Here is a 13,288-nt window from a genome sequence, read left to right on the forward strand (position 1 = left end):
GTTCGTCGGCTCATTCCAGATACCCAAGCTCTCGCAGTGTGTCTTCGACCTCCTCGCCCGCGCGCTCGCCGGCCGCGTCGGCCGCTGTCGGCGCCCCCGTCTCGATCGATCGATCGGCTGGCTCGCCGGCTAACACGTCGAATCGAACGTCGCCGTCGACGTCTTCGGGGACGGGCGCGCCGAGATAGTGGAGCAGAGTCGGCGCGAGGTCGTACAGTTCGAGGTCGGCGCTCCCGGTCGCGACGTCCTCGCCCCACGCCGCAAACACCCCCGTGCGGCGGTGGGTCGCCAGCCACTCGGTGGTCTCGCCGAAGACACCGCCGCCGATCGCTTCGGGGGCGTCGACGCCGGTCGCGTACTCCACCACCAGATCCGGAGCGCGCGGTCGCTCGCCGGTGTAAACGTCCGCCGGATCGCGGACCGCGGCCGCGACCGGATCGCCCGACGGCGTTTCGAGCGCTTCGAGGTCGGCCGCCAGCGCCTCGGCGTAGGCGTCGGCCGCCTCCTCGTCCGGGAACGCGTCGCGGTTGACGTAGATCGGTCCGCGGCCGAGCGAGACGGCCTTCGTCTCGGTCCAGTCGATTCCGGCGTCCTGAATCGCCACGCGACCGCTCTCGCTCGGGAAGAACCGCTGGAGGGACTCGGGCACGAGCGACTGGGCGAGATTGACGAGTCCGAGCCGATCGACCAACCGCTTGAGCCGTTCTTCGGTGAGCCCGACCGACGCCAGCAGGTCGCGGGCCTCCGAGTCCTCGACGACGAGGTCGCCCCGCTCGGCCAACCACTGATTCACGAGGAAGATCTCGTCGATCTCGGCGAAGCCGTGGTCGCTCATGAGCACGACGGCCTCGGCGTCCTCGCGTGCGAGCAGGTCCGCGAGCAGGTCGTCGACGCGCTCGTAGGCCGCCCGGAGCTTCTCGGGGCGATCCCAGAGCCGGTGTTGGAGCGTGTCGGTCGCAAAGAGCGTGGTGTGGACCAGCTCGCAGTCTTTCTCGTCGGCGAGCCACGTCGCGGCGTCGAAGCGCTGTTCGAACAGATCGCGGGCCTCGGCGACCAACTCGTCGGGCGACGCCTCGTCGAGGACGAGGTCGGGCTTGACCCGGTAGTCGGGGATCTCCTCGAGCAGTTCCGTCCTCAGCGACGCGGGGCTGGTGAACGCCTTGCGCTCGCTTGCGGGGCTCCCCGCGACGACGAAGGGCCCGTCGTCCGTCGCGTTCACGCCCTCGTCCGCGCCGGCAGGGTGGGTCGTCGGCATGTTGATCACGCCCGCGCGCCGGTCGCGGTCGGCCAACACGTCCCAGTACTCGCGCGACCGGAAGTCGCTGGCGTCGTTCGCCGAGATGTCGTGGGTCGTTCTGTCGTACGCGAACCACTCGTAGACGCCGAGCTTCCCGGGAGTCTTGCCCGTCGAGTAACACTTCCACGCCGGGAACGTGACCGGCGGGAGCGTGCTCTGGAGGTCGCCCGCGACGCCCTCGTCGAGAATCCGGGCGACCGTCGGGAGGTGGCCCGCCTCGGCCCACGGTCGGAGCAGCGACCAGTCGGCCCCGTCGAGTCCGACGACGTAGACGGTCATGGGCGAACAATCGCCGGTCCGGCGTTAAAGTTCTTCGAGAACGTCGCGGTAGGCCGCCCGGAACGCGGCGGTTCGCGAGTCCCGATCGAACCGGCCGCCCCGGTCGCGGGCGGTCTCCGAGAGCGAGCGTCGGTCGGCGAGGTCGCGTTCGAAGTACCTGCGGACGCCGCGAGCGAGCGCGTCCTCGTTCGGTTCGACCACGAGCGACTCGTCGATCCGTCGGGCCTCCGATCGCGTGCCGGTCGTCCGTGTCACCAGCGGCGGGAGGCCGGCACGCATCGCTTCGAGCGTGCTCACCGGGAAGGTGTCCATCCGCGACGGCTGGACGAACAGCGAACCGGGCGCGAACGCGTCGGCGAGGTCCTCGACGTACCCCCGAACCCGGACGCCCGGAGTCTCGGCGTACGACTCCGGGTGTCCCCCGCCGACGACGTGGAGTTCCGCGTCGGGGAACGACTCGCGGACCCGGGGCCACGCGTCGACGAGCAGGTCGACGCCCTTGTACTCCCAGGGCCGCGCGACGGTCACGGCGACCTCCGAGCCGAGGCTCGGTTCGACGTCACCGAGCGCGTCGTAGGTCGACGGCTGGACGAACGGATGGGCGACCTCGATCGGGGTCTTCGGGCCGACCACGGGCCGGGTGAACTCCGCGGCGAACGCCGAGACCGCGATCACGCCGTCGATCCCGCGCCGTCCGGCCGCCCGGACCGCCGGCGTACCGAACGTCCCGATCAGCGACTTGAGCGCCGAGTCGCCCTCGAAGTCGGCGCTACCGAGCCGATAGAGCCCGTGGTCCGCACAGAGATAGACCAGTTTGCCGCCGCGGGCGAACCGGCAGAGGAGTCCGGCGTACAGGGGTCGCGATCCCTCCACGAGGTAGACGTCGTAATCGGGGTACGTGAGTCCGTTCAGCGCGTCCTCGGCGAGGGTACCGTCGAGGGGGCCGGCCGACCGCCGGTGGTAGTCGACGAGGTCCGCGCCGATCGCCTCCGCGAAGCCGCGGTGGGCGGGATGGGGGTCCTGGTGGAGCATCGCCACGCGGGCGGCGTCGGGGTCCATGTTCGGGACGGGGTCTCCGTCGGACTTAAACGCTCCCCAACACGATGAGGAAGGGATTTTAACGCGGCCGATTCGTGTTCGTAGTATGCAGACGTTGCTGGTCGGACTCGACGCCGCCTGCTTCCCCGTACTCCGACCGCTGTTCGAGGACGGTGCCCTCCCGCACCTCGAATCGCTGTTCGACGACGGGGCGACCGGGCGACTGGAGTCTCAGATTCCGCCGTGGACCGCGAGCGCGTGGCCGTCGCTGTACACCGGAACGAACCCCGGCAAGCACGGCGTGTTCGACTTCCTGCGGTTCGACGGCTACGACTGGGACATCGTGAACGCGACCGACGTTCGACAGCGAACGCTCTGGGAGTACGCCGACGCGGCGGGCCTGACGAGCGTGGTCGTCAACGCCCCCGTCACGAGCCCGCCGCCTGACATCGACGGCGCGGTCGTCCCGGGCTACCTCGCCGCCGAGGATCCGGACTGTCACCCCGACGGGATTCTGGACGACGTGCGCGAGGCGGTCGGCGACTACCGCGTGTACGCCCGCCGCGAGACCGACGAGACGGCTGGCGACGACCGGTTCGAGGACTACCTCGAACTCGCTCGGATGCGCGGGGCCGCGTTCCGGTATCTCGCCGACCGGTTCGGTCCCGAGTTCGGCTTCGTCCAGTTCCAGAAGACCGACGCGGTGTTCCACGATTACCCCGGCGACCACGGGAAGGTCCGGCGCATCTACCGGGCCGTCGACGAGCAGATCGGCGCGATCCTCGACGAGTGCGACCCCGACACCGTCGTGGTCGCCAGCGACCACGGCATGGGCGAGTACGACGGCTACGAGTTCCGCGTCAACGAGTTCCTCCGGGAAGCGGGCGTGGTCGAGACCACCACCGGCGGTCAGGGCGTCCCCTCGTGGTTCCAGATCAAAGACGAGCGCTTGACGGGGGGCGCCGAGCAGGGGGCGTCGGGCCATCCCGTGCTCGAACGGCTCGCGGCGACGGCGGCGACCGTCGGGCTGACCTACCAGCGCGGGAAAGCGGTGCTCGAACGGCTCGGGCTCGCGGAGTTCGTCGGTCGCCACGTCCCGGTCGGAGCGGTGTTCGCCGCGAGCGACGCGGTCGACTTCTCGGCGTCGCGAGCGTACCTCCGGTCGCCGTCGGAACTGGGCGTCAGGCTGAACGTCGAGGGGCGAGACCCCGACGGCGTCGTGGCGCGAGACGAGTACGATCGGGTCCGCGAGGAGGTGATCTCGCTCCTGTCGAGCGCGACCACGCCGACGGGGACGCCGGTGTTCGAGGAAGTCGTGCCCCGGGAGAAGTACATCGACGGCCCGTACGCCCAAGAAGCGGTCGACGTGCTGGCGGTGCCGACCGACTTCCAGCACGGCCTCTCGGCGCTCGTCGGCGAGCAGTTCGGCGAGCCCGAGCCGTGGAACCACAAGCGACACGGCGTGATCGCGCTGGCGGGCGAGGGCGTCGACTCCGGAGCGGACCTCTCGGGCGCACACCTGTTCGACGTCGCGTCGACGGTGCTGGCGACTCTCGACGTCGCGCCGGCCGCGGTGATGGACGGGGACCCGCTCGCCGCCGTCGACGCCCCCGACGAGCGATCCTACCCCGACTACGAAGCGGCCGCGCAGGCGGCCACCGAGGACGCCGACGTCGCCGAGCGCCTCTCCGATCTGGGGTATCTGGAGTAGGACCAAACTCCTTTTGGCCGGGCCCCGCGTTCGCCCCCACATGATAGTCCTCGGACTCGACGGCGCGACCCTCTCGGTCATCGAGCCGTGGGTGGAGTCCGGCCGCCTCCCGAACTTCGAGCGTCTGCTCGACGAGAGCGTCAGCGGGGAGTTAGAGAGCACGGTCCCCGAGATCACCGTCCCGGCGTGGCCGGCGTTCGCGACCGGTCGGGAGCCGACCGACCTCGACATGTACGGGTTCACCCACTTCAACCGGGAGACCCGCGAAAACGACCTGAGCCACGACGAGTTCGTCCCCGGTAAGATGTGGGACGCCGTCGACGATCAGGACGGGTCGGTCGTCGTGTTCAACATCCCGGGGTCGTACCCCTGGCAGGCGATCGACGGCACCATCATTGCGGCCGCCCCCGAGTACAAAGACGAGTACGCCCACCCGCCAGCGCGGTGGGACGAACTCGTTGACCTCGTCGACGGCTACAAGCTCCGGAACGACCAGCCGCCGGGGTCTCGCGAGTACGTCGACGAGAGCCTCGACCTGGTCGACAAGCGGTTCGAGGCGTTCGAACACTTCATCGACCGCGAGGACCCGGAGCTCGCGGTCGGGCTGATCCGAGCGACCGATCGGGTGGCCCACCACTACTGGGGCGCCGAAAGCACGCCGCCGGCCGCCTCGGACAACGAACTCTTCGAGGTCTATCGGCGGGTCGACGAGCGCCTCGGGGAGTTTCTCGACGCCCACGCCGACGAGGACCTCATCGTGATGAGCGACCACGGCTTCGAGAAGGTCCGCTCGAAGTTCGCGCCCAACGTGGTGCTCGAACGAGCGGGGCTCGTCTCGCTGACCGAGTCCGGCGACGCGACCAAGGCGGCGATGGGGACCGCCCGAGACGCCGCCAGCGACCTGCTCGGGAAGGCCGGCCTGCTCACGCTCGCCCGTAAGCTGGTCCCCGAGAGCGCACTGACCGGCGTCCCGACCGGCGACGCGCTCGGCCTCGACAACGCGCTGAGCACGGGTCGAATCGACTGGGCGGAGACGACCGCGTTAGCCGACGTCGGACAGAAGACGACGCTAATCTACGCGCTCGCGGACGATCCGGACGAGATCGACGCAATCTGCGAGCGCGCCGAGTCCGCGCTCCGGGACGGGGCCGAAAGCGAGGGCCTCTCGGTCCGGTTCGACCGCCTCGACCGCGGCGGCCCCCACACCCCGGATCTCGCGATGGTCATCGAGACGCCCGAAGTCCACGCGTCTTCGCGGTTCGACGTCGACGACCTCCGCTTCGAGGTCGACACCTCCGGACACGCCCGCGAGGGGATCTTCCTCGCCCGGGGGCCGTCGTTCCGCGACGGGACGATCGAGGGCGCGCGCATCACCGACATCGCGCCGACAGTGCTCCACGCGCTCGGCTACCGTCTCCCCGAATCGATGGCCGGCGACGTACTCGACGTGTTCGCGTCGGGGAGCGACCCCGCGACCCGCGACCCCGAAAGCTACGACTTCGTCGGCGACGCGGCCGTGACGGGCGACGGCGTCGCCGGCGACGAGGAGAAAGAAGGCGAGGTCAAAGACCGACTCCGAGAGCTCGGGTATCTGGAATGAATCGATAGTAGGTGCGAGACCGACACCTTGATACCTGTGTCAGTGACTCAGTTCGTAGCATGGAACTACTCGTTATCGGGCTCGACGGTCTCTCGATGAATATGCTCGAGCGGTTCGATATCGAGCCAGAATATATCTCTAGCGTATTCGATTCCGGCATCTCCGGCGACTTGATGAGCGTCGACACCCCAACGACCCTTCCAGCATGGACTTCGTTCGCCACCGGAAAGGACCCAGGGTCGCACGGGTTGACAAATATGATCATGCAAGCGCCGAGCTACGATACAAGCCCGCTAAAGACTAATACAAGTGATGCAGCGGGCTACGATCTCGTGGAAGACGCGGTATTTGTGAACCTCCCCGCATCGGTGAGCCGAGAGCCTACAGCGGACGATACCCATCTCGTCTCCGCGATGCTCGCAGAAGACAAGTACGATGCCGTTCCCGAATACATGCAGCAGTTCGAGTCATTCGACGATTACATTCTCGATCACGATAAGGCGAAAAAGGCGCGTCCCGACGCATACTTTGATCACGTCTGTGAGATCACGCGATCGCGCAAGGCCTTCGCTGTAGAAGCGTTTGAAACGTACGAACCGAGATTCGGCTTCGTGCTTTTTTCGACTCCCGATTGGGCAGGTCATCTTCTCTCGAACTTCTCGGACGACGAGACGCGTGCTGGCTACTACCGTCAACTCCTCGAGGTGGTCGACGACTGTACGGCCGAACTCTCGGAGATGGCCGACAACATCGTCTTAATGAGCGATCACGGATTCGAGCGAAAGCACACCAACGTTCATATCAACGATTATCTCCGCGACGCCGGATATCTTCGAGAAAAAGGCTCAGAGGACCTCTCCGCCGCGAACGTCGCTGTCGAAACTGCCAAGTCGATCGGAAAAAGATCAGAGTACCTCTACGAGCGAATGCGACAGGTCTACAACTATATCATCGCGACCGATGTCGGACAAACCCTACAGGAGGCCGCAGAACCCGATGTTGACTACGCGAACTCTCTGGCTTGGCAGATTCGGTACGGCTGTCTGTTCGTCAATGACGACCGCTTCGACGATCCGACCGTCGACGACCCCGAGAAGCTTAAACGAGAGCTTCGCGATGGGCTTTCAGAATTGACCGACGACCAAGGAAGACGTTTGTTCCGCAACGTCCTGCTCGCCGAAGAGGCGTACGCCGACCCAGCCGAGAGGTCGCCCGACGTAATCGCCCGACCCGCTCCCGGATGTTATCCGACGATGCTCGAATCGCCGACCGGTGGTTACGCGAGTACTACGAACAACTATAACCATCGGTATCGGGGGCTGTTCGCCGCGACAGGGCCATTGTTTGCCGAAGGGACCGTCGACGGGATGAGCATAGTCGACATATTACCGACGATAATGGCCGGCCTCTCGGTTCCGCTCTCACCGGAGTTCAACGGTGAAGTTCGTGAAGACGTGTTCGATGGTGATATTTCGGTAGTCTATCTGGCCCCCGAAGACGTTCCCCAACCCAGAATCCGCGACGAATCGAGAACCGAACAAGCGGCCCGCGACGATGCGGTAGAGGATCGGCTTGAAGATCTCGGATATCTCGAATGAGCGACGACGACAACACTGCAGATCTCAGTCTCGGTCGGGAGACTGCGGTCGCCATGTTCGCGAAGTTCGCTCTCTCGGCTACTGGATTCATCGGCATCGTCATCTTCGCAAACGTCCTTGACAACGAGGGGTTGGGAAAGTACTACTTTTTGCTCGCATTGGCGAAAGTCAGCGTTCAAATTCCGGGCGGTTTCGCGAACGCTATAAGAAAGCGAGTAAGCGAGGTCGGCGTCGACCCGTCCGAGTATTTCGGCTTCGGACTTCTCGTTCACAGCGTCTTCACCGGCGTTACGCTAGCTCTCGTCGTCGTAAGTTATCCATTTATCCAAGATCGGGTCGGCCCGTTCGCGTTCGCCGTGGCGACAGTCGCGATCGTCGGGACACTCGGACTCTTCTCGTTAGTTAATAGAGTCTATTCTGGCATTGGCCACCCCGGTGCGTCTTTCTGGACAGATACGGTCCGGAGCGTCATTACACTCGGATTGCAGGTAGTCTTTCTGATCGTTGGATTCCGAGTCCTCGGGATGATGGGCGGACTCATCATCGCGAACGTGTTGACCGCCGTACTCGTGCTCATGTTAATGCGAGTCCGTCCGCGCATTCCGGCGACCGAAACCGTCAGACGTGTCACGACATTTGCCAAGTGGAGCGTCCCCAACTCACTGTTCCAGAACCTCTATATGCGACTTGACGTGCTCATCCTTGGTTTCGTCGTCGGGAACGCCGCGGTCGGTCTCTACGAGCCCGCGCTCAGGCTGACCGTTCCCGCCGCGATAATTGCAGGAAGCATTGGTGACTCACTCACCGTGAAAGCAAGCGGTTTGAACTCGATCGATCACAGCGTGTCCGAAGACCTCAGAAACGCGCTCTCGTACACTTGTTTGTTCGCTATCCCGATACTCTTCGGCGCGGCCGCGATACCGACGGAGCTAATGACCGTTATCTTCGGTACAGAGGCTCGCCCGGGCTGGACCGCTCTAGTCGGTCTCGCGGTGTTCCAAGTGTTCAACACCTACCGACTTCCGTTCGATAACGTCATCAGCGGTATGAATCGTCCAGATCTGCGATTTAGAGTCAGCCTGTTCACGCTTGCAGTGAACGCCCCGCTGGCCATCGTGCTCGGCTTCGAATACGGCTTGATCGGAGTTGTGATCGCGACCATTATCGCCGAAGTGATTCGAGTATTGACGTATCTCGGGATCGCATACCGACTCTTCGGCCAACTGATGTTGCCGTGGCAACTGGTCGAGCAGACGAGTGCCGGACTCGTTATGTTCGGCGTGGTAGTGGCACTATCAGAAGCAGTGGCTATCACCGGGTGGGTATCGTTGGTAGCCGTCGTCGGAGCCGGAGCCGTCACGTACTTTGCGGTGCTTGTCGTTGTCAGCTCTCACTTCCGAGTCACGGTACGCAACGTTCTCGCTGATCTCGGCATTACTCGTGCGGTCGGGCTGTAATACGGTATCTGATCGGGCTTACGTCATCGACCGGTCCCAAGTCACAAGGCTTATGCGCGTTTTGCCAGTTCTTTCGAATCAATGAGCCAGCAGACTGAGCAGGTCGACGACTCGGCCGACTCGGCCGAGTCGATCCTCGACGCGTTCGAGGACTGGTATCACGTCCCCGTGCTCGCCGCGGCGATCGCCTTCATGCTCTGGGTGCGTGTCCAGTCGTACGAGAACTTCTTCCGCGACGGCGAGGTCTTTTTCACCGGCGCGGACGCGTGGTATCACCTCCGACAAGTCACCTACACGGTTGCCAACTGGCCGAGTACGATGCCGTTCGACCCCTGGACGTACTTTCCGTTCGGCACCAGCGTCGGCCAGTTCGGGACGCTTTACGACCAGTTGGTCGCGACCGCCGCCCTGATCGTCGGGCTCGGTAGCCCCACCGAGCAGACGGTGGCGACGACCCTCCTCGTCGCTCCGGCGGTGCTCGGGACGCTCGTCGCGATTCCGACCTACCTGCTCGGCAAGCGCATCGCCGGCCGCCCCGGCGCGCTGTTCGGCGTCGTCGTGCTCGCGCTCCTTCCGGGCACGTTCCTCCGGCGGAGTCTGGTCGGGTTCTCGGATCACAACATCGCCGAACCCCTGTTCCAGGCGTTCGCAGTGCTTGCGATGATGGTCGCGCTGAGCGTCGCCGAGCGCGAGAGGCCGGTGTACGAACTCGTCGCGGACCGCGACTTCGCGGTGCTTCGCCGGCCGCTCGGCTACAGCGTGCTCGCGGGGATCGCGACGGCGCTCTACCTCTGGACGTGGCCGCCCGGCGTCCTGCTGATCGGTATCTTCGGCGCGTTCTTCGTGCTCAAGCTCGCGGCCGACTACCTCCGGGGGGTCAGCCCCGACCACCTCGCGTTCGTCGGCGCAGTCAGCATGAGCGTCGCCGGGCTCCTGTTGCTCGTTCCGCTCGGCACGTTCGATTTCAGTCCGACGAAGTTCTCGCCCCTCCAGCCGCTGCTCGCGTTCGCGGTCGCCGGCGGCTGTGTCTTCATGGCGTGGCTCGCCCGAGTGTGGGACGCCCGCGACCTCAACGCCACGCTGTACCCGCCCGCGATCGGCGGGATCATCGTCGCCGTCGTCGGTGCAGTCGCGGTCGGCGCGCCCGGCCTGTTCAACCTCGTTCGGAACAACGTCCTCCGCGTGATCGGACTGGGAACGAACGCCCGGACCCGAACTATCGGCGAGGCCCAGCCGTTCCTCTCGCGGGCCCAGCCCCAGTACGGCATCGGTGAGTTCGACGTCATCATGCAGGAGTACGGCCTGATGCTGTTCACGGCCGCCGCGGCCGCGATCTGGCTGGTGTGGCGGACCTACCGCACCGACGACCACAGCGCCGAGAAACTGCTCGTGCTCGTCTGGGCCGCGTTCATCGTCGCGGCGGCGTTCACGCAGGTCCGGTTCAACTACTACCTCGCCCTGCCGGTCGCCGTGCTGAACGCCTACCTCGCCGGTCGCGTGCTTGCGCTCGCAGACTTCACCGACCGCGAGTCGCTCACCGACGTCGACGGCTATCAGGTGTTGTCGGTCGTGATGGTCGTCCTGCTGGTGTTGCCGGTGCTCGTCTTCCCGGCGACCGTCGGCAGTACGGGCGTCGCCAACATCGACCAGACCAACACCGCCATGCAGGCGGGCGCGAACACCGGTCCCGGCGAGATCGCCGACTGGGACGGCTCGCTCGACTGGCTCGCCAACGAGACGCCCGAGGAGGGGACGTTCGGCGGCGCCGACAACGAGATGGACTACTACGGCACCTACGACCAGAACGACGGTGACTTCGACTACCCGGCCGGCGCGTACGGCGTGATGTCGTGGTGGGACTACGGCCACATCATCACCGTCCAGGGCGAGCGCATCCCGAACGCCAACCCGTTCCAGGAGGGCGCGACTACCGCCGCGAACTACCTGCTCGCGCCCAGCGAACAGGAGGCCAACGAGGTCATCGAGACGCTCGGCGAAGACGGCGAGGAGACCCGCTACGTGATGGCCGACTGGAAGATGGCCGAGCCGACCTCGAAGTTCTCGGCGCCCACCGTGTTCAACGAGAACGTGAGTCGGTTCGACTTCTACACGCGGGTGTACTCCGGGCTGAACGACGAGCAGACCCGGCCCCGGATCGCCTTCCGGATGAAAGACCAGCGCTACTATCAGAGTCAGGTCGCGCGACTCTACCTCTATCAGGGTAGCGCGGTCGAACCCAGCCCGGTGGTCGTCGACTACGACGCGGTCTCGGGGGTCTCCTCCGACCAGATCGTCGGTACGCCCTCGGGCGAGAACGCGACGGTCGTTCGCAACTTCGACACGATGCAGGAGGCCCGCGAGTTCGTCGAGGAGGACGGCACCGCCCAGATCGGCGGGATCGGGCCGTTCCCGAGCGAGCGCGTCCCCGCGCTCGAACACTACCGGCTGGTCAAACAGAGCGAGTCCTCGGCCACCAGCTCCCAGCAGTACGTCCAGACGCTACGCGGCGAGATGCGCCTGCTCCAGCAGGCCGGCGTGAACCCGAACCGCATCCTCCGGACTTCGCCGTCGTGGGTCAAGACGTTCGAGCGCGTCCCCGGCGCGACCGTCGAGGGCACCGGCCCCGAGAACGCCACCGTGACCGCGCGAGTCCAGCTGTCGCCGACCGAGGCCAACTCGACGTTCACCTACCGCCAGCAGGCCCAGACCGGTGCTGACGGCGAGTTCACGATGACCCTGCCGTACTCCTCGACCGGGTACGACGAGTGGGGCCCCGAGCAGGGCTACACCAACACGAGCGTGCGGGCGACCGGTCCGTACGAGTTCGTGACCGGCCAGTCGTTCGAGGACGGCAACATCACCTTCTCGAACGCCACTGCCGACGTGACCGAAGCGCAGGTCATCGGCGAGAACGACTCGGCGACCGAGGTCGCGCTGACCGAGGAGTCGATCCAGCTCCGCCAGGACCAAAACGAGACGGCGACCAACGAGACCGCCACGAACGAAACTGTGACGAACGAGACCGTCACGAACGAGACGGCGACCAACGAGACCGTCGAGAACGACACGGTCGCGAACGAGTCGAACGCCTCCGCGCTCGCGTCGCCGGGCGCGGCCGCCGCCGAATCCCGGCCCGCGCCGGCCGACGCGCTCCCCGATCGCGAGGAGACCGCGCCCGCCCGCGCCGGCCTCGTCGGAGCGTTCGCGGCGACGCTCCTCTTCGGCAAGCGCGACTGAGCGGTTCGTTCCGTCGAAAGCCGAACTGTTTTCCCCGCGGTCGACGTATCCGGGCCCAATGCGAGCGTGGCTCTCCGTCTATCTGAAGGGCGTGTTCATGGGCGCCGCAGACGCCGTCCCCGGCGTCTCGGGCGGCACCATCGCGCTGATAACCGGAATCTACGAGCGGCTGGTCGGCGCGATCGCGGCGTTCGATCCGGCGGTGCTGGCCGACCTCCCGCGCGCGTACGACGCCCGGGCTCGCGCCCGGATCGCCGAGACCGTCCGGGCGATGGACGTCGCCTTCCTCGCGGTGCTCGGTGCGGGGGTCCTGACCGCCATCGTCGGCGTCACCGGCGTCGTCGCCGGCGTCGAGGAGTCTTCGCCCGCCGTGCTGTTCGCGTTCTTCTTCGGCCTCATCGCCGCCTCGGCGGTCGTCCTCTGGGGAGAGGTCAGACTCGACACCCGCGACGAGCGGGCGGCCGCGATCGCGGGGCTGGTCGGCGCGTTCTTGCTGGCCGGCGAATCCGCGGGGGCCGCGGTTCCCCACGCGCCGCCGGTGCTGTTCGTCGCGGGCGGGATCGCGATCTCCGCGATGATCCTGCCCGGCGTCTCGGGGTCGCTGTTGCTCATCCTGATGGGCCAGTACGTGTACATGAGCAACGCGCTCCACGAGTTCATTGCCGAACTCGTCGCGATCGCGCGGGGCGGCGCGCTCGAGGCCGCGCTCGGGCCGGCGATCGCCGTCGCCTCGTTCGTCGCTGGCGCGGCGGTGGGAATCCTCACGTTCGCCCGCGTCGTGAAGTGGGCGCTCGCGACCCGCCGCCAGGTGACGCTGACCTTCCTCGTCGCGCTGATGGTCGGCGCGCTCCGACTTCCGGCCGCACGCATCCTCACCGCCGAGGGCGCGTGGCCGGTCGAGCGCGTGGCCGCGACCGTCCTCGCCGGGCTCGCGGGCGCGGTCGCGGTGTTGCTCATCGATCGCTACACCGACGATCTGGAGTACGTCGACGAGGACCCGGCGGAGCCGACGCCGGCGCCCGGCACCGATTAACCGAACAGCTCGCCGAACGGGGCGTCGTCACCGAGCGA

General features: G+C 66.3%; 8 protein-coding genes. 6 read left to right on the top strand and 2 right to left on the bottom strand.

Annotation, left to right across the window (positions count from 1 at the left end):
• Positions 1–10 precede the first annotated feature (10 nt).
• Positions 11–1,576, bottom strand: coding sequence for an alkaline phosphatase family protein (locus EPL04_RS06895; RefSeq protein ID WP_134670600.1), 1,566 nt, complete (start codon positions 1,574–1,576; stop codon positions 11–13).
• 24 nt (positions 1,577–1,600) lie between these two features.
• The gene (locus tag EPL04_RS06900) at positions 1,601–2,635 is read right to left on the bottom strand and encodes a glycosyltransferase family 4 protein (protein WP_134670601.1); all 1,035 of its coding nucleotides are present in this window, start codon (positions 2,633–2,635) and stop codon (positions 1,601–1,603) included.
• Positions 2,636–2,720: 85 nt separating this feature from the next.
• Between EPL04_RS06900 and EPL04_RS06905 the strand changes: the two genes are divergently transcribed.
• The 6 genes from EPL04_RS06905 to EPL04_RS06930 all read left to right on the top strand — a co-directional run bounded on the left by EPL04_RS06905 (position 2,721) and on the right by EPL04_RS06930 (position 13,250).
• Positions 2,721–4,325 carry an alkaline phosphatase family protein gene (locus EPL04_RS06905; RefSeq protein ID WP_134670602.1) on the top strand — a complete coding sequence of 535 codons (1,605 nt, stop codon included), beginning with the start codon at positions 2,721–2,723 and terminating at the stop codon, positions 4,323–4,325.
• A 40-nt stretch (positions 4,326–4,365) separates the two neighbouring features.
• Positions 4,366–5,925, top strand: a complete 1,560-nt coding sequence (locus EPL04_RS06910; protein ID WP_134670603.1) for an alkaline phosphatase family protein — start codon at positions 4,366–4,368, stop codon at positions 5,923–5,925.
• Positions 5,926–5,984: 59 nt separating this feature from the next.
• Complete coding sequence (locus EPL04_RS06915) at positions 5,985–7,523, top strand: alkaline phosphatase family protein (RefSeq protein ID WP_134670604.1); 1,539 nt, start codon at positions 5,985–5,987, stop codon at positions 7,521–7,523.
• Positions 7,520–8,980: an oligosaccharide flippase family protein gene (locus tag EPL04_RS06920; protein WP_134670605.1), complete on the top strand. Its 1,461-nt coding sequence runs from the start codon at positions 7,520–7,522 to the stop codon at positions 8,978–8,980. Before EPL04_RS06915 ends, EPL04_RS06920 begins: the two co-directional genes overlap by 4 nt.
• 81 nt (positions 8,981–9,061) lie before the next feature.
• Complete coding sequence (locus EPL04_RS06925; RefSeq protein ID WP_134670606.1) at positions 9,062–12,217, top strand: oligosaccharyl transferase, archaeosortase A system-associated; 3,156 nt, start codon at positions 9,062–9,064, stop codon at positions 12,215–12,217.
• A 58-nt stretch (positions 12,218–12,275) separates the two neighbouring features.
• A complete protein-coding gene (locus EPL04_RS06930) occupies positions 12,276–13,250 on the top strand; it encodes a DUF368 domain-containing protein (RefSeq protein ID WP_134670607.1) in 975 nt (324 codons plus the stop codon).
• The last annotated feature ends 38 nt before the right edge of the window (positions 13,251–13,288 follow it).

Source organism: Halorussus marinus, assembly GCF_004521895.1.
GTDB lineage: Archaea > Halobacteriota > Halobacteria > Halobacteriales > Haladaptataceae > Halorussus > Halorussus marinus.

Bases quoted from the DNA above. Each gene is read 5' to 3' on its own strand.
- EPL04_RS06895 (WP_134670600.1), bottom strand. From the start codon at position 1,576: ATGACCGTCTACGTCGTCGGACTCGACGGGGCCGACTGGTCGCTGCTC.
- EPL04_RS06900 (WP_134670601.1), bottom strand. From the start codon at position 2,635: ATGGACCCCGACGCCGCCCGCGTGGCGATGCTCCACCAGGACCCCCAT.
- EPL04_RS06905 (WP_134670602.1), top strand. From the start codon at position 2,721: ATGCAGACGTTGCTGGTCGGACTCGACGCCGCCTGCTTCCCCGTACTC.
- EPL04_RS06910 (WP_134670603.1), top strand. From the start codon at position 4,366: ATGATAGTCCTCGGACTCGACGGCGCGACCCTCTCGGTCATCGAGCCG.
- EPL04_RS06915 (WP_134670604.1), top strand. From the start codon at position 5,985: ATGGAACTACTCGTTATCGGGCTCGACGGTCTCTCGATGAATATGCTC.
- EPL04_RS06920 (WP_134670605.1), top strand. From the start codon at position 7,520: ATGAGCGACGACGACAACACTGCAGATCTCAGTCTCGGTCGGGAGACT.
- EPL04_RS06925 (WP_134670606.1), top strand. From the start codon at position 9,062: ATGAGCCAGCAGACTGAGCAGGTCGACGACTCGGCCGACTCGGCCGAG.
- EPL04_RS06930 (WP_134670607.1), top strand. From the start codon at position 12,276: ATGCGAGCGTGGCTCTCCGTCTATCTGAAGGGCGTGTTCATGGGCGCC.